The sequence below is a fragment of the Azospirillum sp. TSO5 genome (assembly GCF_003116065.1).
Taxonomy (GTDB): Bacteria; Pseudomonadota; Alphaproteobacteria; order Azospirillales; family Azospirillaceae; genus Azospirillum.
Map to the genome: position 1 here is coordinate 1 of NZ_LGQY01000031.1, position 17045 is coordinate 17045.

15 protein-coding genes and 1 tRNA gene are annotated in these 17045 nt (G+C 68.4%); 12 read left to right on the plus strand and 4 right to left on the minus strand.

Features of this window, described 5'->3' with window-relative positions; genetic code table 11:
- Positions 1-2 precede the first annotated feature (2 nt).
- The 10 genes from TSO5_RS09090 to TSO5_RS09135 all read left to right on the plus strand — a co-directional run bounded on the left by TSO5_RS09090 (position 3) and on the right by TSO5_RS09135 (position 9467).
- A tRNA-Arg gene (locus TSO5_RS09090) sits at positions 3-79 on the plus strand.
- 133 nt (positions 80-212) lie between these two features.
- Positions 213-1163 (plus strand): prolyl aminopeptidase, encoded by a 951-nt coding sequence (gene pip, locus TSO5_RS09095; protein ID WP_085090567.1) that lies wholly within the window; start codon positions 213-215, stop codon positions 1161-1163.
- 39 nt (positions 1164-1202) lie between these two features.
- Complete coding sequence (gene mutM, locus TSO5_RS09100; RefSeq protein WP_109151285.1) at positions 1203-2045, plus strand: bifunctional DNA-formamidopyrimidine glycosylase/DNA-(apurinic or apyrimidinic site) lyase; 843 nt, start codon at positions 1203-1205, stop codon at positions 2043-2045.
- Positions 2046-2228: 183 nt separating this feature from the next.
- Positions 2229-2501, plus strand: a complete 273-nt coding sequence (locus tag TSO5_RS33295; protein ID WP_247870660.1) for a hypothetical protein — start codon at positions 2229-2231, stop codon at positions 2499-2501.
- Between the two features lie 105 nt (positions 2502-2606).
- Positions 2607-3383 (plus strand): enoyl-CoA hydratase, encoded by a 777-nt coding sequence (locus tag TSO5_RS09110; protein WP_109151287.1) that lies wholly within the window; start codon positions 2607-2609, stop codon positions 3381-3383.
- Positions 3384-3589: 206 nt separating this feature from the next.
- Positions 3590-3850 carry a 30S ribosomal protein S20 gene (gene rpsT / locus TSO5_RS09115; protein ID WP_109076035.1) on the plus strand — a complete coding sequence of 87 codons (261 nt, stop codon included), beginning with the start codon at positions 3590-3592 and terminating at the stop codon, positions 3848-3850.
- Between the two features lie 579 nt (positions 3851-4429).
- Positions 4430-5965, plus strand: coding sequence for a chromosomal replication initiator protein DnaA (dnaA, locus tag TSO5_RS09120; RefSeq protein ID WP_109151288.1), 1536 nt, complete (start codon positions 4430-4432; stop codon positions 5963-5965).
- Between the two features lie 152 nt (positions 5966-6117).
- Positions 6118-7044 carry a diguanylate cyclase gene (locus TSO5_RS09125; protein ID WP_146203716.1) on the plus strand — a complete coding sequence of 309 codons (927 nt, stop codon included), beginning with the start codon at positions 6118-6120 and terminating at the stop codon, positions 7042-7044.
- A 151-nt stretch (positions 7045-7195) separates the two neighbouring features.
- Positions 7196-8395: an extracellular solute-binding protein gene (locus tag TSO5_RS09130; protein WP_199230837.1), complete on the plus strand. Its 1200-nt coding sequence runs from the start codon at positions 7196-7198 to the stop codon at positions 8393-8395.
- 19 nt (positions 8396-8414) lie between these two features.
- Positions 8415-9467, plus strand: a complete 1053-nt coding sequence (locus tag TSO5_RS09135) for an ABC transporter ATP-binding protein (RefSeq protein WP_109151290.1) — start codon at positions 8415-8417, stop codon at positions 9465-9467.
- A gap of 72 nt (positions 9468-9539) precedes the next feature.
- Here the strand turns inward: TSO5_RS09135 and TSO5_RS09140 are convergent, their stop codons facing one another.
- The 4 genes from TSO5_RS09140 to TSO5_RS09155 all read right to left on the minus strand — a co-directional run bounded on the left by TSO5_RS09140 (position 9540) and on the right by TSO5_RS09155 (position 14544).
- Positions 9540-10613, minus strand: a complete 1074-nt coding sequence (locus TSO5_RS09140; RefSeq protein WP_109151291.1) for a TIM44-like domain-containing protein — start codon at positions 10611-10613, stop codon at positions 9540-9542.
- Between the two features lie 114 nt (positions 10614-10727).
- Positions 10728-11123 (minus strand): RNA-binding S4 domain-containing protein, encoded by a 396-nt coding sequence (locus TSO5_RS09145; RefSeq protein ID WP_109151292.1) that lies wholly within the window; start codon positions 11121-11123, stop codon positions 10728-10730.
- A gap of 52 nt (positions 11124-11175) precedes the next feature.
- Positions 11176-13716 (minus strand): helicase-related protein, encoded by a 2541-nt coding sequence (locus tag TSO5_RS09150; RefSeq protein ID WP_247870661.1) that lies wholly within the window; start codon positions 13714-13716, stop codon positions 11176-11178.
- A 189-nt stretch (positions 13717-13905) separates the two neighbouring features.
- The gene (locus tag TSO5_RS09155; RefSeq protein ID WP_109151294.1) at positions 13906-14544 is read right to left on the minus strand and encodes a Spy/CpxP family protein refolding chaperone; all 639 of its coding nucleotides are present in this window, start codon (positions 14542-14544) and stop codon (positions 13906-13908) included.
- A 255-nt stretch (positions 14545-14799) separates the two neighbouring features.
- Here TSO5_RS09155 and TSO5_RS09160 point away from each other — a divergent pair, with 255 nt between their 5' ends.
- Both TSO5_RS09160 and TSO5_RS09165 read left to right on the plus strand, forming a co-directional pair.
- Positions 14800-15543 carry a response regulator gene (locus TSO5_RS09160; protein WP_109151295.1) on the plus strand — a complete coding sequence of 248 codons (744 nt, stop codon included), beginning with the start codon at positions 14800-14802 and terminating at the stop codon, positions 15541-15543.
- Entirely contained in the window at positions 15540-17000 is a 1461-nt protein-coding gene (locus TSO5_RS09165) for an ATP-binding protein (protein ID WP_247870662.1), read from the plus strand. The genes TSO5_RS09160 and TSO5_RS09165 overlap by 4 nt, the downstream gene beginning before the upstream one ends.
- Positions 17001-17045: the final 45 nt, after the last annotated feature.

Below are 17045 nucleotides of genomic sequence, written 5' to 3' on the forward strand. Positions count from 1 at the left end.
GCGCGCCCGTAGCTCAGCTGGATAGAGCATCAGACTACGAATCTGAGGGTCAGGAGTTCGAATCTCTTCGGGCGCGCCATCTTCTCCAGAAAGATATGATCGACACGCAAGGCCGCCTCCGGGCGGCCTTTGTCGTTTCGCGACTTCGTCACGCTGGCGCAAGCCCCGGTGGCTCCTCTACACTTGTGGCCCGGACCACTGGATGCATGGCCATGCCCCGCAGCGACTTCTATCCGCCCATCGACCCGTTCCAGACCGGCACCCTCGCCGTCGACGGGATCCACACGGTCTATTGGGAGCAGGCGGGCAACCCGCGCGGCGTGCCGGTGATGTTCCTGCATGGCGGGCCGGGGGCCGGCGCCTCGCCCACCCACCGCCGCTTCTTCGACCCCGCCCATTACCGCATCGTCGTGATGGACCAGCGCGGCGCAGGCCGCTCCACGCCGCTGGGCGAAACGCGCGAGAACACCACCGAACGGCTGGTCGAGGACATCGAGACGCTGCGCCGGCATTTGGGCATCGAGCGCTGGCACCTGTTCGGCGGCTCCTGGGGCTCGACGCTGGCGCTCGCCTATGCCCAGACCCATCCCGACCGCTGCCTGGGCCTGATCCTGCGCGGCATCTTCCTGATGCGGAAGGCGGAGATCGACTGGTTCCTCTATTCCATGCGCATCCTCTTCCCCGAGGCCTGGGCCGCCTTCGCCGGCCACATCCCGGAGGACGAGCGCGACGATCTGCTGGAGGCCTACTGGAAGCGGCTCGATTCGGCCGACCCGATGGTGCGCATGGCCGCGGCGCGGGTGTGGAGCGTCTATGAGGGCAGCTGCTCCTCCCTGCTGCCGTCGCCCGACCTGATCGCGGCGAGCGGCGAGGACCGCCACGCCCTGGGGCTGGCGCGGATCGAGGCGCATTATTTCCGCTCCAACCGCTTCACGCCGGAAGACAAGCTGCTGCGCGACGTCTCCCGCATCCGCCATCTGCCGGGGGTGATCGTCCAGGGCCGCTACGACATCGTCTGCCCGGTGATCTCCGCCGACGCGCTGCACCGCGCCTGGCCGGAAGCCGACTACCGCATCGTCCCCGACGCCGGCCACTCCGCCATGGAACCCGGCATCCGCGCCGCCCTGATCCAGGCGACCGAGCGGTTCAAAGAGTATCGGTAAGGGCTTTAACTTCCATCCCACCCACCCCACACTCTGCCGATGCCTGAACTTCCCGAAGTCGAGACGGTGTGCCGGGGCCTCGCCCCGCATCTCGAAGGCCGGCGGCTGGTCCGTGTGGAACAGCGGCGGCCGAACCTGCGCACCCCCTTTCCACCGCGCTTCTGCGAGCGGCTGACCGGCCGGCGCGTCGAGTCGGTGCGGCGGCGGGCCAAATACATCCTGATGCATCTGGACGACGGCGGTGTGCTGATTGCCCATCTCGGCATGTCCGGCCGCATGATCATCGTGCCGGAGCGGCCCGAGGCCTTCGACAAGCACGACCATGTGGTGTTCGAGACCGACGCCGGAACCGTGGTGACCTTCAACGACGCCCGCCGCTTCGGGCTGATGGACCTGACGGTGGCCGACGCGCTGGGCGACCACCCGATGCTGCGCAACCTGGGACCGGAGCCGCTGGGCAACGAGTTCTCCGGTCCCGAACTGGCCCGCCGGCTGGCCGGCAAGATCACGCCGATCAAGGCCGCCCTGCTCGACCAGAGCATCGTCGTCGGGCTCGGCAACATCTATGTGTCGGAGGCGCTGTACCAGTCCGGCATTCTGCCGACCCGGACATCCGCCAGCCTGACGGCCGCGGAGGTCGACCGGCTCGCCACCGCGGTGCGCGAGGTGCTGGAGCGCGCGATCGCCGCCGGCGGCTCCTCCTTGCGCGACTACCGGCAGGCGTCGGGGGAGCTGGGCTATTTCCAGCACCAGTTCGCCGTCTATGACCGGGAGGGGGAGGGCTGCCCCGATTGCGACTGCGACCGTGCCCGGACAGGGGGCGTTCAGCGGATTGTACAGTCAGGCCGCTCGACTTTCTTTTGTGCGGCGCGCCAACGGTGATATAGCTGGGGCATGACGGCTCTACCGGCCATGCTCCGGGCGGCGTCCGCCGCTTTCCTCCTTGCCGGCCCCGCGGTCGCGGGCCTGGGGAGCTTCCTCGTTCCCATTCCTCCGGCTCAAGCGGCCCCACCGGCTTTTGCCGAGTCCGGGCCGTTCGTCCCCGGCTTCACCGACGTTCCGGTGATGCCCGGGCTGGCGACCGCCGAATCGGAACCGCTGGTCTTCGACAAGCCGGGCGGGCGGATCGTCCAGGCCGTGCTGTCGGGCGAGGTGCCGCGTCAGGCGGTGCTGGCCTTCTACGACCAGACTCTGCCGCAGCTTGGCTGGCGCCGGACCGCCGACCGCGTCTTCGTCCGCGAGGGCGAGGAATTGCGGCTGGAGTTCCCCAAGCCGGCCGGCCAAGGCACTGGTCAGAAGGCCGCGACCGCCGTCCGCTTCACTTTGACGCCGCGCTGATCGCGGGGACACCCGCCATACTCGCGCCGGTTCAGGATCGAACATCTCAACAACCACGAGTCCCGGAGGCAACCGGGCTCGCCCCATCGGGAGAGTGCTGCAGCCATGTCCTATGAAACCATCCTCGTCGAGACCCGGGGCCCGGTCGGCCTGATCACGCTGAACCGTCCGAAGGCGCTGAACGCGCTGTGCGACCAGCTGGTGACCGAGCTGGGCCAGGCGCTGGACGCCTTCGAGGCCGATTCCGCCATCGGCGCCATCGTCGTCACCGGGTCGGAGCGCGCCTTCGCCGCCGGCGCCGACATCAAGGAGATGGCCGGCTTCTCTTATATGGATGTCTACAACTCCAACTTCATCACCGCGAAGTGGGAGCGGCTGGCCAAGTGCCGCAAGCCGACCATCGCCGCGGTCGCCGGCTTCGCGCTCGGCGGCGGCTGCGAGCTGGCGATGATGGCCGACTTCATCCTGGCGGCCGACACCGCCAAGTTCGGCCAGCCGGAAGTCACCATCGGCACCATCCCCGGCGCCGGCGGCACCCAGCGCCTGACCCGCTTCGTCGGTAAGTCCAAGGCGATGGAGATGGTCCTGACCGGCCGCATGATCGACGCCGCCGAGGCCGAGCGCTGCGGCCTCGTCTCCCGCGTCGTCCCGGCCGCCGAGCTGGTGGAGGAGGCGGTGAAGGTCGCCACCAAGATCGCCTCGCTGTCGCAGCCGGTCATCGCCATGGCCAAGGAGGCGGTCAATGCCGCCTACGAGACGACGCTGGCCGAGGGCGTCCGCTTCGAACGCCGCCTGTTCCATTCGACCTTCGCCACCGAAGACCAGAAGGAAGGCATGGCAGCCTTCGCCGAGAAGCGCCAGCCCGGCTGGAAGAATCGCTGAGTCGCCGATACAGCGCCAACCCGGCGTTGACTCTGCCTGCTGAGCCGTCCCCTGCATCTTGCGGGGGACGGACCAGATCCCATCAAGATGTCGTTTAGTTACGATTAGTCAAAATCAACGGGCGACCACGCCTTGACTCGGGGTGCGCTGCCGCGTATAAGGCGCGCTCGCATCACGACAGCCGTGTCGTTCGGAGTAGGGTTTCCATGGCCAATCATAAGTCCGCTGAAAAGCGCATTCGTCAGACCGAGCGTCGCACGGAAGTCAACCGTGCCCGCATCAGCCGCATCCGTTCCTTCGTGAAGAAGGTCGAGGGCGCGATCCAGAGCGGCGACAAGTCCGCCGCCGCCGAGGCGTTCAAGTCCGCTCAGCCGGAAATGATGCGCGGCGTGTCCAAGGGTGTGCTGCACAAGAACACCGTGTCGCGCAAGCTGTCGCGTCTGTCGGCTGCGATCAAGGCTCTCTGATCGAGTCTTCATCCGCTGCTTTCAAAAAGCCGCGCCCGTGACTCGGGGCGCGGCTTTTTGCGTTTAAAGTAAATATGCGGATGCTCGACAATTGTCTTAGATTGTTCTTAGGGTCGCGTATGAGATTCGGGATCGGTCTTGTGGTCAAAGCGAACGTTTTTATCTTTTTGGGCCGTTCGCCATCTGTCCCATTGCCAGATTTCCGCGGCCTCGTTAGACTTTTGATCCATTCGGCCGGACGAATTGGGGTGATGCAACACTCTGTGTCCGGTTGAACACAGCAGTGAAATACTGAAGGTCTTACGCCGGATCAGGGCTTGTTGAGTCCCGGTCGTTCGCACGATCTTCTTTTACTTACAAGCTGTCGTGCTTGGGGCGGGATTTACGATCCCGTCGACTCTTGCGCGTGCTTTTTGGGTATGGTGTTCCGTTCGGGGTTATCCTTGCCCGGAGTCTTCCGGGCTGGACCAGACGGGCGGCTATTCCGGTTGCAGAACCGGATTTGGGGCCGGTTGCGGGGTGATCCCGCGCCGCCACGGCGGTGTGGCCGGCCGGCGGAAGGAGCGGGAGTAAGGGAGCATGTCGGTCGGCGTGTCGTTGGATCAGCAGTGGGCGCGCATTCGCGGACGCCTGAAGGAAGAGGTGGGCGAGATCGCCTACCGGAGCTGGCTTCAGCCGCTGTCCGTCGCCAGCCTGGTCGGCGGCGAGGTGTGCATCGTCGTGCCCACGCGCTTCATGCGCGACTGGGTGCTGACCCACTATGCCGACCGCATCCGCGCCCTCTGGTCCGGCGAGAATCCGGAAGTCCAGTCGATCGACGTCATCGTCGCCTCCACCAACCCGCCGGCGGCGCTGGTCGCCGACAACGACGACCGTGATGATGGGCGTGATGGGGGCCGCGACGATGGTCGCGCCACTCCGCCCCAGCGCGGCTTCGAATCGCGTGCCGGCGATTCCCGCCCGGCTCCCCGTCCGCTGCCGCCGTCCTCCGCCGAACCGGCGCCGTCGACCGTCTACACCTCCGCCTCCTATGGCGGGGCGTCGGACGAATCGCCGAACGCCGTCCCCGCGATTCTGGAGGACCGCTCCGACCTGTCGGCGGCGTTAGACCCGCGATTCACCTTCGAGAATTTCGTCGTCGGCAAGCCGAACGAGCTGGCCCATGCCGCCGCCCGCCGCGTCGCCGACGCCACCACCGTGACCTTCAACCCGCTGTTCCTCTATGGCGGGGTGGGGTTGGGCAAGACCCACCTGATGCACGCGCTGGCCTGGCAGATCCGCAAGAACGACCCGAACCGCAAGGTGCTGTACCTGTCGGCCGAGAAGTTCATGTACCAGTTCATCCGGGCGTTGCGCTTCAAGGACACGATGGCCTTCAAGCAGCAGTTCCGTTCGGTCGACGTGCTGATGATCGACGACGTGCAGTTCATCAGCGGCAAGGACAGCACGCAGGAGGAGTTCTTCCACACCTTCAACGCGCTGGTCGACCAGAACCGGCAGGTCATCATCTCCGCCGACAAGAGCCCGTCCGACCTGGAAGGCATGGAGGAGCGGCTGCGCTCCCGCCTCGGCTGGGGGCTGGTTGCCGACATCCACCCGACCACCTACGAGCTGCGGCTGGGCATCCTCCAGGCCAAGGCCGACGCGCTCCAGGCCAGCATCCCGCTGAAGGTGCTGGAGTTCCTCGCCCACAAGATCACGTCCAACGTGCGCGAGCTGGAAGGGGCGCTGAACCGCATCGTCGCCCATGCCGAGCTGGTCGGCCGTTCCATCTCGCTGGAGACGACGCAGGAGGTTCTGCACGACCTGCTGCGCGCCAACGACCGCCGCGTCACCATCGACGAGATCCAGAAGCGGGTGGCGGAGCATTACAACATCCGCGTCGCCGACATGCATTCCGCCCGCCGCGCCCGCGCGGTGGCCCGCCCGCGCCAGATCGCCATGTATCTGGCCAAGCAGCTGACCGCCCGCTCCCTGCCGGAAATCGGCCGCAAGTTCGGCGGTCGTGACCACACCACGGTCATGCATGCGGTGAAGAAGGTGGACGAGTTGCGCGCCACCGATCCGTCCTTCGCCGAGGATGTCGAACTGCTGCGGCGGATGCTCGAAAGCTGAAGTTCGTTCGGCCCACCAATCAAATACCCGATTAATCGTCAAAGCAACCGCTCAATCAACCGCGACTTGTCGCCACGCCGCTATCCCATCGCGATGGGAAGTTTGCTAAGGTCCGCGCGCACGGAATCTTTGCGGACGGCGTGGGTGTTGTGGTGGAAACGAATATTCTTGTCGTCGATGATTCCAATTTCTTTCGCGACCTGATCCGGACAGATCTGGAAAGCAACGGTTACCGTGTGTTGCTTGCGGAGGATGGGGCGCAGGCGCTGTCGCTCTACCGCAGCCACGACATCCACATCCTCATCACCGATCTGGAAATGCCGGTGATGACCGGACTGGAGCTGTGCTGGCATGTCCGGGCGGAGGACGACCAGCACCGCACCTTCACCATCCTGATGACCGGCGACACCGAGACGGCCCGGCGGATCGAGGCCTTCGACTCCGGCGCCGACGAATTCCTGGCCAAGCCGATCGACCTGTCGATGCTGCGCGCCCGCGTTCGCGCCGGGGAGCGCATCACCCGCATGCACCGGGTGATGGTGGAGATGCTGCACACCGATTACCTGACCGGCGTGCTGAACCGCCGTTATTTCATGGAGCGGCTGGACCAGGCCTACCGCGCCGCGAAGGAGACCGGCTCACCGCTGGCGGTGGCGATGTTCGACATCGATCATTTCAAGACGATCAACGACACCCACGGCCACAGCAACGGCGACCTCGCGCTGAAACGCTTCGCCGACCATTGCGCCGCCCAGCTGCCCGACGGCGGCTTCCTCGGCCGGTTGGGCGGGGAGGAGTTCTGCCTGTGCCTGCCCGCCGCCGACCTGGATGCAGGGCTGGCGCGGGTGGAGGCGATCCGCCGCTCCACCGCGGAGTTGATGGTGGAGACCGGCAGCGGGTCCAGCTTCGGCTTCACCGTCAGCATCGGCATGTGCCTGGACCAGGACACCGACTCGGTCAACGACCTGATGGCCCAGGCCGACGAGGCGCTCTATTTCGCCAAGCGCAGCGGCCGCAACCGCACCGTTCTGCGCGGCGCCGAAGGCGTAACGGTGAAGGCGCGCTTCTACGTGATGTGACGGCTCTATGAAGTTTGGCGGAGCTTCATCTTCCCCCATGGACGGACGGCTTTTGTCTCAGGCACACTTTCCGCCTTAAACGGGGCTGCGCGAAGCCGCCGCCGCGGGAACCTGACAAAACGCCATCCAAGAGCCAGGGAGACCGGACGTCATGTCCCAGACTGATCTAATGGGGATCGATCACGCCCAGACCGAGTCCCAGCGGTCCAGCGCCGAGACCCAGCGCGCCGCCAAGAGCTTCACCCGCCGCCTGCTGCTGCAAAGTGCCGCTGCCGCCGCCGGTGTCGCCTCGGTCGGCCCCTTCATCCTGCGCGAGGGCCGCGCGGCGTCGGGTTCGGTGAAGATCTTCTCCTGGGCCGGCTACATCAGCCCGGACATGCTGGCCGACTTCGAGAAGAAGACCGGCGTCCAGGCGACCCTGACCGAATACGGCACCAACGACGAGCTGCTGAACCAGCTGAAGGCCACCGGCGGCGCCGGCTTCGACATCATCCACCCCACTGTCGACCGCGTGCCGAACTATGTCGAATACGAGCTGGTGCAGCCGATCGACGAATCGAAGGTGAAGTGGGACGGCTGCCTGAAGTCGTCGGTCGAGGGTTCCGCCGGCATGGGCGGCGTCGTCGGCGGCAAGCGCTATTTCGCCCCGGCCGATTGGGGGACGGAGGCGCTGGCCTATGACATGAAGAAGGCGCCGCTGACCTACGGCACCGCCAGCTACGGCGACCTGTGGGCGCCGGCCAATGCCGGCAAGGTGACGGTGCGCGGCCATTCGGCGCTGATCGGCATCGCGCTGTGGCTGGAAAGCCAGGGCAAGCTGCCGCACCCCGTCCGCGACCAGTTCAAGGACGAGACTAAGGCGCGTGCCAACTTCGACGCCATCCTGAAGGTGGCCGCCGCCAACAAGAAGTCGGTCGCCCAGTTCTGGACCAACGAGAACGAGGCCCAGGGCGCCTTCCGCACCAACGGCTGCATCATCGGCCAGACCTGGGACAGCAGCGCCGTGGCCCTGCGCAAGGAAGGCCTGCCGGTCCGCTTCGTCGCGCCGAAGGAAGGCGCGCTCGCCTGGATGGAAGGTTTCGCCATCCCGAAGAAGGCGGAGAACCTGGAGAACGCCTATGCCTGGATCAACTGGTTCTACACGCCCCAGGCCGGCGCGCTCTACACCAACCATTCCGGCATCTCCAGCACCGCAGTCGGCGCCGAGGCCCACCTGACCGACCTGAACAAGCAGTTCTTCGCCGACGCCTATCCGGGCGACGCGCTGCAGAAGCTGTGGTGGTGGCCGATCCAGGAGGCGTGGTACGTCTCCATCCGCAACGAGTACCAGGACCGCTTCCTGGCGGCGTGACCCGCAGACAGAAGAGGCCATGAGCCAAGACGTCCAACTCGACCACGTCACCATGCGGTTCGGCGACACCGTCGCCGTCCGCGACGTGTCGCTGACCATCGGGGCGGGGGAGTTCTTCAGCTTCCTCGGGCCCTCCGGCTGCGGCAAGACCACCATCCTGCGCATGATCTCCGGCTTCATGGAGCCGACCGACGGCGTCATCCGCATCGGCGGCCGGGACATGCGCGGGATCGGGCCGAACAAGCGGCCGACCGCGCTGATCTTCCAGAACCTGGCCCTGTTCCCGCTGATGACGGTGGCGGACAACATCGGCTTCGGGCTGGAGGTGCGCGGCGTGCCGTCGGCCGACCGCCGCCGCCGCGTCCGCGAACTGCTGGAGCTGGTGGCGCTGCCCGACACGGCGGACAAGCGGGTGACCGACCTGTCCGGCGGCCAGCGCCAGCGCATCGCCATCGCCCGCGCGCTGGCGGTGGAGCCGGCGGTGCTGCTGCTCGACGAACCGCTCTCCGCGCTCGATCTCAAGCTGCGCCAGCACATGCGCGCCGAGCTGCGCGAGTTGCAGAAGCGCACCGGCGTCACCTTCATCTACATCACCCACGACCAGGGCGAGGCCCTGACCATGTCCGACCGCATCGGCGTGATGTCGCGCGGCGTGCTGGAGCAGGTGGGCGACGGCAAGACCATCTACGACCACCCGGAAACCGCCTTCGTCGCGTCCTTCGTCGGCGAGTCGAATCGCTTTTCCGGTCCGGTCACCCAGGCGGCGGATGGCTGGGCGGTCCTCGACACCGCCTTCGGCCCACTGCGCGGCCGCAACCCGCGCGGACTTGGCCCCGGCGACCGCGCCACCCTCTATGTCCGGCCGGAACGTCTGGCGCCGGGCGACAGCGACAACAGCCTGACCGCCCGCGTCAGCCACAGTGACTTCGAGGGCGCCTTCGTCAACGCCTTCCTCGACGGCGGCCTGACCGTGCAGATGCCGCATCTGGGCCAGGAGCCCGCCTTCGTTCCCGGCGAGACCGTGCGGTTGGGCTTCCGCGCGGCGGACGCGGTGGTGCTGCCGACGGCATAAGCCGCCTTCAACGCAAACGAAAACGCCCCGGCCAACCGGCCGAGGCGTTTCGCATTGTCAAACTCGCAAGCGTCAGTGCGTCTGCTGGATCGCCGACAGCTGCCACTGGCCGCCGCGGGGGCGGACGAAGGTCCACAGCTCCGTCGCCTCGGTCGGCTGCGAGGCGTTGCCCTCGATCACCCGGCCACTGGCGCGGTCCACCGTGACGTCGATCAGCGAGAAGCGCATGGCGACGGTGGCGTATTCCTGCGCCCCTTCGCGCCAGCCCTCGGCCAGATCGCCCTGGAGCAGGCGGACGTCGCTGACCTTGTTGATCACGCCGCGGTTGCGGTTCTCCGCCAGATCGTCGCCGAAGTAGGCGAACATCTCCGGCGTCGTCGCCGCGCGCAGCGCGTCGGCATCCTCGCGCCCGTAGGCGGTCTGGACGGTGACGAGCAGCCGCTCGAACGCCTCGAAGTCGGCCGGCTGGATGCCGATCTCGTCGGCTGCCTGACGGCGCTGGGCCGGGCCGGCGTTGCCGCCACCCATACCACCACCAACCGGGCCACCAACCGGGTTATAGCCGACATCCGCCGAGTCGCGATTTAGCGGACCACCGGCATAAGCCGGCCGGTTCCCGCCCAGCGGACCGCCGGACGCCGCGGTGTTGGCAGTCTGCGAGCGGTTGCGGAAGAAGCGCATGGCGAGCCGGACCAGGAAGACGACCAGCAGGATCTGCAGGATGAAGCCCAGGATGCCGCCGAAGCTGCCCAAACCGTCGAAGAAGCCGCCGCCGAACAGCATCGCGCCGATGCCGGCGCCGATCAGGCCGCCCATCAGGCCCGACATGAAGCCGCCGCCGAAGAAGCCGCGCGAGGGCGCCGCCGCCGGGGCGGTGGAACCGGGGCGCTGCATGCCCGGCGAGGCCTGCGGAGCGGCCGAGCGCTCCATCGGCGACACCGCGCTCGGCGCCGTGCTGGTGGCGGCCGGCGCATCATAGGTGCGGCTGCCGCGGCTGCCCGAAGAGCTGCTCTTGCCGGCGCGGGCGTCGGCGGTGCCGGCGGCCAGCGCCATCACCAGGGCAACCGCCACCGCCGTGGCAGCGCGGGCGCCCCGCATTCCGGTGGAGGTGGCGGAAAGGCTCGAAGGTCGGGTCTTCTCGCTCATGATCGTGCTCGCTTGTCGCATCTGGTCTGTTGTCCAGCTTTGCCAGATGGGGGTGGTCCCGCCTCCGTTTAAGAGGCGGTCTCACTTTTTTCGAGCAACAATCAGAACGGCCGCTTAATCGGTCTCACTTTGCAGAGCATCGATCGCCCGGCGGTCGCGCTTGGTCGGCCGCCCAGCGCCCGGCGCGCGGTAGGGGTCCTGCAAGCGCTCTTCCGGAACCGGCGGGGCGAGATCCTCGTACAGCGCCTGGGCTTCCGGCGCCGGCCCGCGCCGGCTTCCCAGCGCCACCACCTTGATGACGCGGATGTGCCGCCCTTGGGCGAAGGTCAGCACATCGCCCGGCTTCACCGCCGCATGCGCCTTGGTCACTACCGCCCCCGACAGCCGCACGCCCCCGTCGTTGCACAGCTTGGCGGCAAGGCTGCGCGTCTTGAAGAAGCGCGCATACCAAAGCCACTTGTCGATCCGCAGCCGGCCGGGGGTGGAGTCTTCGGTGTCGGTGTTGCTCATGGGCGTTTCCGGTTGGTGGTTCAGGTTGTTCAGTCCGCTGCGTTAGACCCCCTCACATCCCCGACAGTTGCCGCAGCTTGGCGAATGGGTGGTCCTCGTTCGTCGGCCGCTCCCGCCGCTGTCGGTTCCCCTGCTGCTGCCTGGGTGGCCGCTTCCGCTTCCAGGTCACCGCCCCATCCTCGGCGACGATCCGCACATAGCCCAGCCCGGTCAGCACCACCCCCAGCTCCTCCGCCGACAGGCCGACGCGCTGGCCGAGCGCCACTTCGCGGATCGGGGCGTTGGCCTTGGACGCGGTCAGCAACTCCGTCTCCAGCCGGTCGAGCATATCGACGCGCAGTGCCCGCCCGCCGGCCAGCGGATAGCCGATGGCTTCCCAGAAAGCCGGCGGCGCGCCGCCGTCCCTGACCGGCGGCGCCTCCACCGACACGCGGCCGGGCGGCGGGATCGGCACCGGCAGCGGATGACCTTGTGCCACCGCCCACAGCAGCCCGCGCAAACTCACCGCCGCCGGCTTGGCGAGCGCCGTCAGATAGAGGTGCGACACCCCCAGCCGGACGCCCAGCTTGGTCAGCGCCTTGCGGTCCTCGCGCTCCAGCCGCTCCACCATGTCGGCGACCGGCGCCCGCGGCAGCACCCCCAGCCCCTCGACCAGTTGGAAGACCAGCCCGCGCCCGGCGCCCGACAGTCCCTCGGCGGCGGACAGCGCGAACAGCGGCTTCAGCCGGGCGGCGATGTGGTCCTTCAGCCAGCGGTCCAGCCGCGCCCGCACCCGTTCGCGTTGGGCCTGATCCAGCATGCCTTCGTCGAACGGCACCACCAGCGGCGCCAGCACCGACGGCCCGGCCGCCAGCCGCGCCACCGGCAGATTGTCGGCGCTCAGCACCCCGTCCGGCCCCAGCGTGAAGACATCGTCCGGCTCCGCCTCGAAGGCGCGCAGCCGCTTGGCAAGTTCATCCCGCAGCGCGCGGCGGGCGGCAGTCAGCAGCGACTTCGCCTCGTCGGAGCGGTCGGGCGCGTCGGGGACGAAGCGGAAGCCCTCCAGCCGCCCGACGACATGCCCCTCCACCACCACCTCGCCGTCGGCGCGCACGCCGCCCAGCAGCGACCGGCCATCCTTCAGCGTCCGCGACAGCGTGGCGGAGCGGCGGTCGATGAAGCGCTGGGTCAGCCGCTCGTGCAGGGCGTCGGACAGCCGGTCCTCGATGGAGCGGGTGCGTTCCTGCCAGTGCAGCGGGTCCTTCAGCCAGGTCGGCCGGTTGGAGATGTAGGTCCAGGTGCGGATATGGGCGATGCGGGCGACCAGCGCGTCGATGTCGCCCTCGGTCCGGTCGAGCCGGGCGATCTGCTTCGCCACCCAATCGTCGTCCAGCCGGCGCATGGCCCCGCGCAGGCTGCGGAAGACCTGGGCCAGCAGCTTGGTGTGGGCATCCGACAGCACCTTGCGGAAGTCGGGGACCTGACAGACCTCCCACAGCAGCTTGACGGCATCCCGGCCGCGGGCGAGGTCCATGATCTCCGGATCGCGCACCAGGGCCTGCAAGGCCAGATGGTCGTCGGCCTCGCGCACGCGGCTCAGCTCCTGGATCGGCGCCCGTTCCTCCAGCGATTTCAGCAGGAAGCCCGGCGTGTCGAAACGCAGGTCGCTGTTGCGCCAGGACAGGGTCTTGACCGTCTCGAACTCGTGGTTTTCGACGCGGGTGACCAGATCGGCGTCCAGCTCCCCCACCTCGTCGGTGGTGCCGAAGGTGCCGTCGCGCATGTGGCGCCCGGCGCGGCCGGCGATCTGCGCCACCTCGGCGGGGCGCAGGCGGCGCGGGGCGAAGCCGTCGAACTTGACGATGCGGGCGAAGGCGACATGGTCGACATCCATGTTCAGCCCCATGCCGATGGCATCGGTCGCCACCAGATAATCGACCTCGCCCGCCTGATAGAGCCCGACCTGGGCGTTGCGCGTGCGCGGGCTGAGCGCGCCCAGCACCACGGCGGTGCCGCCGCGCTGACGCCGGATCATCTCGGCGATGGCATAGACATCGGTGGCGGAAAAGGCGACGACGGCGGAACGCGGCGGCAGGCGCGTCAGCTTCTTGTAGCCCGCATAGGTCAGCTGGGAGAAGCGCGGCCGGCTGATGAACTCCGCCTTCGGCACCAGCCGGCGGATCATCGGCTGCATCGAATCGGACCCCAGCACCATCGTCTCGACCATGCCGCGGGCGTTCAGCAACCGGTCGGTGAAGATGTGGCCGCGCTCCGGATCGGCGCAGAGCTGGATTTCGTCCACCGCCAGGAAATCGACGGCGCGGTCCAGCGGCATCGATTCGACGGTGCAGACCCAGTATGACGGGTTGGGGGGCAGGATCTTCTCCTCCCCCGTCACCAGCGCGACGGCGTTCTTTCCCTTGATCGAAACGATGCGGTCATAGTTCTCCCGCGCCAGCAGGCGCAGGGGAAAGCCGATCATTCCGGACCGGTGACCGAGCATGCGCTCGATCGCCAGATAGGTCTTGCCGGTGTTGGTCGGCCCCAGCACGGCGACCACACGGCCCCCCCGCCCAAGACCGCCGCCCGCCGAAGCGTGAGAGGCCGAAGCCATCGACGAAATCATGGGGTTAAGCTTTGGGGTGCGCAGGCCCGCAATGCAAGCGGCGGCTTGTCTTTATGGCCTACTCTCCCTCTCCCAAAAACGACAAGGGCCGCCGAAGGGGGATTCGGCGGCCCATGGTCTCACGGCGGCTGCGTTGGGGGGCTTGGGGTCGCCGCCGGGAGCCTGTCTGTTACGTCCTTACTTGGGCTGCTCCTGCGGAGCCGGCGCCGGACCCTTTCCCGGAGCCATGCCGCCCGGACCCATCATACCGCCCGGTCCCATGCCGTGATGGCGCGGGCCGTCATGGTCCCAGCCGCCCGGGCCACCCATATGGCCGCCATGATGACCGCCCATCCGGCCACCCATGCCGCCCGGACCCTGGTTCAGCATGCGGTCGGCCTGCTTCTGCTGGTCGGGCGTCAGCTGGCCATAGAGGTCGGTCAATGCCGGACGGATGGTCTGGATCTGCTGCAGGTGGGCCTGCATCATCTGCTCGGCGCGCTCAAGGCGCTGGGGCAGGGCGGCAGGGCGCGGCTGGTCCTTGAACTTGACGCACAGGTCCTGCGTCGGCTTCAGGCTGGAGCGGGCGGCGTCGGCGAACTTGGTCCAGGCGGCGCGCTGCTGTTCGGTGATGTTCAGCTTCTTCTCCGCATAGGCCAGCTTGCCGGCCAGACGGGCCTCCTGGTCCTCGCACATGCGGGCGAAGTGGCGGTCGGGTCCGCCGGCGCCCGGACCCATGCCGGGACCGCCGGGCTGCGGGCCACCCTGGGCGAAGACCGGAACGGCCACGCCGAGACCGGCGACCAGCAGGGCGGACGTCAGAAGGGCGCGTTTCATGGTGACAACTCCTCAGTGTTTGGACCGTGGGTCACGGTGCTGATTAAACCCCGGTTGGAGGGGGCTTATTCCGTTGGGACCTTGCCGGCCGCATCGCCGGCGCTGTCCCGATGACCAGACAATGGGCGCCGAACGTTGCGGTCGAATGTCCGCAAACCGGTCATTTGGTAACAGAGTGTAACCGTCGGCCGCCCCGTAACCGGGCGTTACACATTTCCCCTTCACCCCCGACGCGCCTCGCCCGATCATGGGGCCATGGACCGCACGCCCCACCTCCTCGTCGTCGACGACGACCGCGAAATCCGCTCCCTCGTCGCCCAGTTCCTGACCAAGCACGGCTTCCGGGTCACCGGGGTCCGGGACGGGGCGGAGATGATGCGCACGCTCGACGGCGCCCGCGTCGACCTGATCGTCCTCGACCTGATGCTGCCGGGAGAGGACGGGCTGTCGCTCTGCCGCCGCCTGCGCGCCACACCGCAGACGGCGCAGACCCCCGTCATCATGCTGACCGCCATGGGGGAGGAGACCGACCGCATCGTCGGGCTGGAGATGGGCGCCGACGACTACCTGGCGAAGCCCTTCAGCCCGCGCGAGCTGCTGGCCCGCATCAAGGCGGTTCTGCGCCGCGTCTCCGCCCCGCCGGTGGCGGGCGCTCCGGCGGCGGCCGGCACGGTGCTGCGCTTCGAAGGCTGGTCGCTCGACCTGACCAAGCGGGAACTGCGCTCGCCCGACGGCGTGCTGGTCCAGCTGTCGGCCGGCGAGTACGACCTGCTGGTCGCCTTCGTCGAGCATCCGCAGCGGGTGCTGACCCGCGACCAGCTTCTCGATCTGGCGCGCGGACGGTCGGCGGTGCCCTTCGACCGCTCCATCGACGTGCAGGTCAGCCGGCTGCGCCGCAAGATCGAACCCGATCCGGCAGAGCCGGCGCTGATCAAGACGGTGCGCGGCGGCGGCTATCTCTTCACCCCGACGGTCGGCAGCGGCGGATCGGCATCGTGACCGCGCAACCGGAAGAGATGACGGCGAAATCCCGGCTGGCCCGCCGCCGCAGCCTTCGCCGCCTGCGGCTCGGCTTCCCCGACAGCCTCGCCGCGCGCATCGCCCTGACGGTGGTGCTGGCGCTGCTGCTGACCCAGGCGATCAGCGCGCTGGTCTATCTGACCGACCGCAGCGAGGGGCCGCCGATCCACGGTCCCAACGTGCTGATCCAGCGCATCACCGCCATCGTCCAGCTGGTGGAAAGCACGCCGCCGTCGGGTCGCGAGCGGGTGGTGCGCGCCATCGACGACCCGGTCCTGCGCGTCGAATGGCGTCCCGACCGCCCGCCGCCGCTGTCACCCGACGCCATTTCCAGCGGCCGGTTCGAAGGGCTGAAGCGCCGGCTGAGCGAGTCCCTCGACACCGCCGACCGCAACCTTATGGTCGAGGTCCAGCGTCCGCCCCGTGGCGATGTCCGTGGCGACGACCACCCGCACCCGCCCTTCATGGGCGGTGACGAGCCGCGACGCTGGGGGCCGCATGTCCGGCTGTCGGTGCGGCTCGGCGACGGGTCGTGGCTCAGCTTCACCGGCGGCGATCCGCTGGCCGGTCCCTTCGGCATCGTCCGCTTCCTGTTGTGGATGGGCGCGATCGTCGCGGTGATCCTCCTGGTGTCGCTGCTGGCCGCCCGCCGGGTGACGGCGCCGCTGGCCGGCTTCGCCGCCGCCGCCGAACGGCTCAGCGTCGACGGTCAGGCCGATCCGCTGACCGAGGAGGGGCCGCGCGAGTTGCGCGCCGCCACCCGCGCCTTCAACCGGATGCAGGCGCGGCTCGCCCGCTTCGTCGCCGACCGCACCCAGATGCTGGCAGCGATCAGCCACGACCTGCGCACGCCGATCACCCGCCTGCGCCTGCGCGCCGAGTTGGTCGACGATCCGGAGATGCAGCGCCGGATGCTGGCCGACCTGGACGAGATGGAGGCGATGATCTCCGCCACGCTGGCCTTCGCCCGCGACGACGCCCAGCGCGAGCCGCGCGGCCGCTTCGACCTCGCCGACCTGCTGCAGAGCCTGTGCGACGACCGCGTCGATGCCGGCCACCGCGCCCTCTATGACGGCCCGGCCCATGTGGTGGCGGAAGGCCGCCCGGTGGCGCTGCGCCGGGCGCTGGCCAACCTGATGGACAACGCCATCAAGTATGGCGGCGGCTTCACCGTCCGGTTGGAGACCAGCGCCGACGGTGCCAACGCTCAAGCCCTGATCCACATCGACGACGACGGCCCCGGCATCCCGGAGGCGGAGTTCGAGAAGGTCTTTGCCCCCTTCTACCGGCTGGAGCGCTCCCGCTCCCGCGATACCGGCGGCGTCGGCCTGGGCCTGTCCACCGCCCGCAGCATCATCCGCGGCCATGGCGGCGACGTGACCCTGGCAAACCGCGACGAGGGCGGCCTGCGCGCCACGGTGACGCTGCCGCTCTGACCTCCCAGGTAACGCAAAGAAAAAGGGCCGCCCCGACGGGACGGC

What these genes read in the sequence shown, in the direction of transcription:
- pip (WP_085090567.1), top strand. Translation starts at nt 213, where the DNA reads ATGCCCCGCAGCGACTTCTATCCGCCCATCGACCCGTTCCAGACCGGC.
- mutM (WP_109151285.1), top strand. Translation starts at nt 1,203, where the DNA reads ATGCCTGAACTTCCCGAAGTCGAGACGGTGTGCCGGGGCCTCGCCCCG.
- TSO5_RS33295 (WP_247870660.1), top strand. Translation starts at nt 2,229, where the DNA reads ATGCCCGGGCTGGCGACCGCCGAATCGGAACCGCTGGTCTTCGACAAG.
- TSO5_RS09110 (WP_109151287.1), top strand. Translation starts at nt 2,607, where the DNA reads ATGTCCTATGAAACCATCCTCGTCGAGACCCGGGGCCCGGTCGGCCTG.
- rpsT (WP_109076035.1), top strand. Translation starts at nt 3,590, where the DNA reads ATGGCCAATCATAAGTCCGCTGAAAAGCGCATTCGTCAGACCGAGCGT.
- dnaA (WP_109151288.1), top strand. Translation starts at nt 4,430, where the DNA reads ATGTCGGTCGGCGTGTCGTTGGATCAGCAGTGGGCGCGCATTCGCGGA.
- TSO5_RS09130 (WP_199230837.1), top strand. Translation starts at nt 7,196, where the DNA reads ATGTCCCAGACTGATCTAATGGGGATCGATCACGCCCAGACCGAGTCC.
- TSO5_RS09135 (WP_109151290.1), top strand. Translation starts at nt 8,415, where the DNA reads ATGAGCCAAGACGTCCAACTCGACCACGTCACCATGCGGTTCGGCGAC.
- TSO5_RS09140 (WP_109151291.1), bottom strand. Translation starts at nt 10,613, where the DNA reads ATGAGCGAGAAGACCCGACCTTCGAGCCTTTCCGCCACCTCCACCGGA.
- TSO5_RS09145 (WP_109151292.1), bottom strand. Translation starts at nt 11,123, where the DNA reads ATGAGCAACACCGACACCGAAGACTCCACCCCCGGCCGGCTGCGGATC.
- TSO5_RS09150 (WP_247870661.1), bottom strand. Translation starts at nt 13,716, where the DNA reads ATGGCTTCGGCCTCTCACGCTTCGGCGGGCGGCGGTCTTGGGCGGGGG.
- TSO5_RS09155 (WP_109151294.1), bottom strand. Translation starts at nt 14,544, where the DNA reads ATGAAACGCGCCCTTCTGACGTCCGCCCTGCTGGTCGCCGGTCTCGGC.
- TSO5_RS09160 (WP_109151295.1), top strand. Translation starts at nt 14,800, where the DNA reads ATGGACCGCACGCCCCACCTCCTCGTCGTCGACGACGACCGCGAAATC.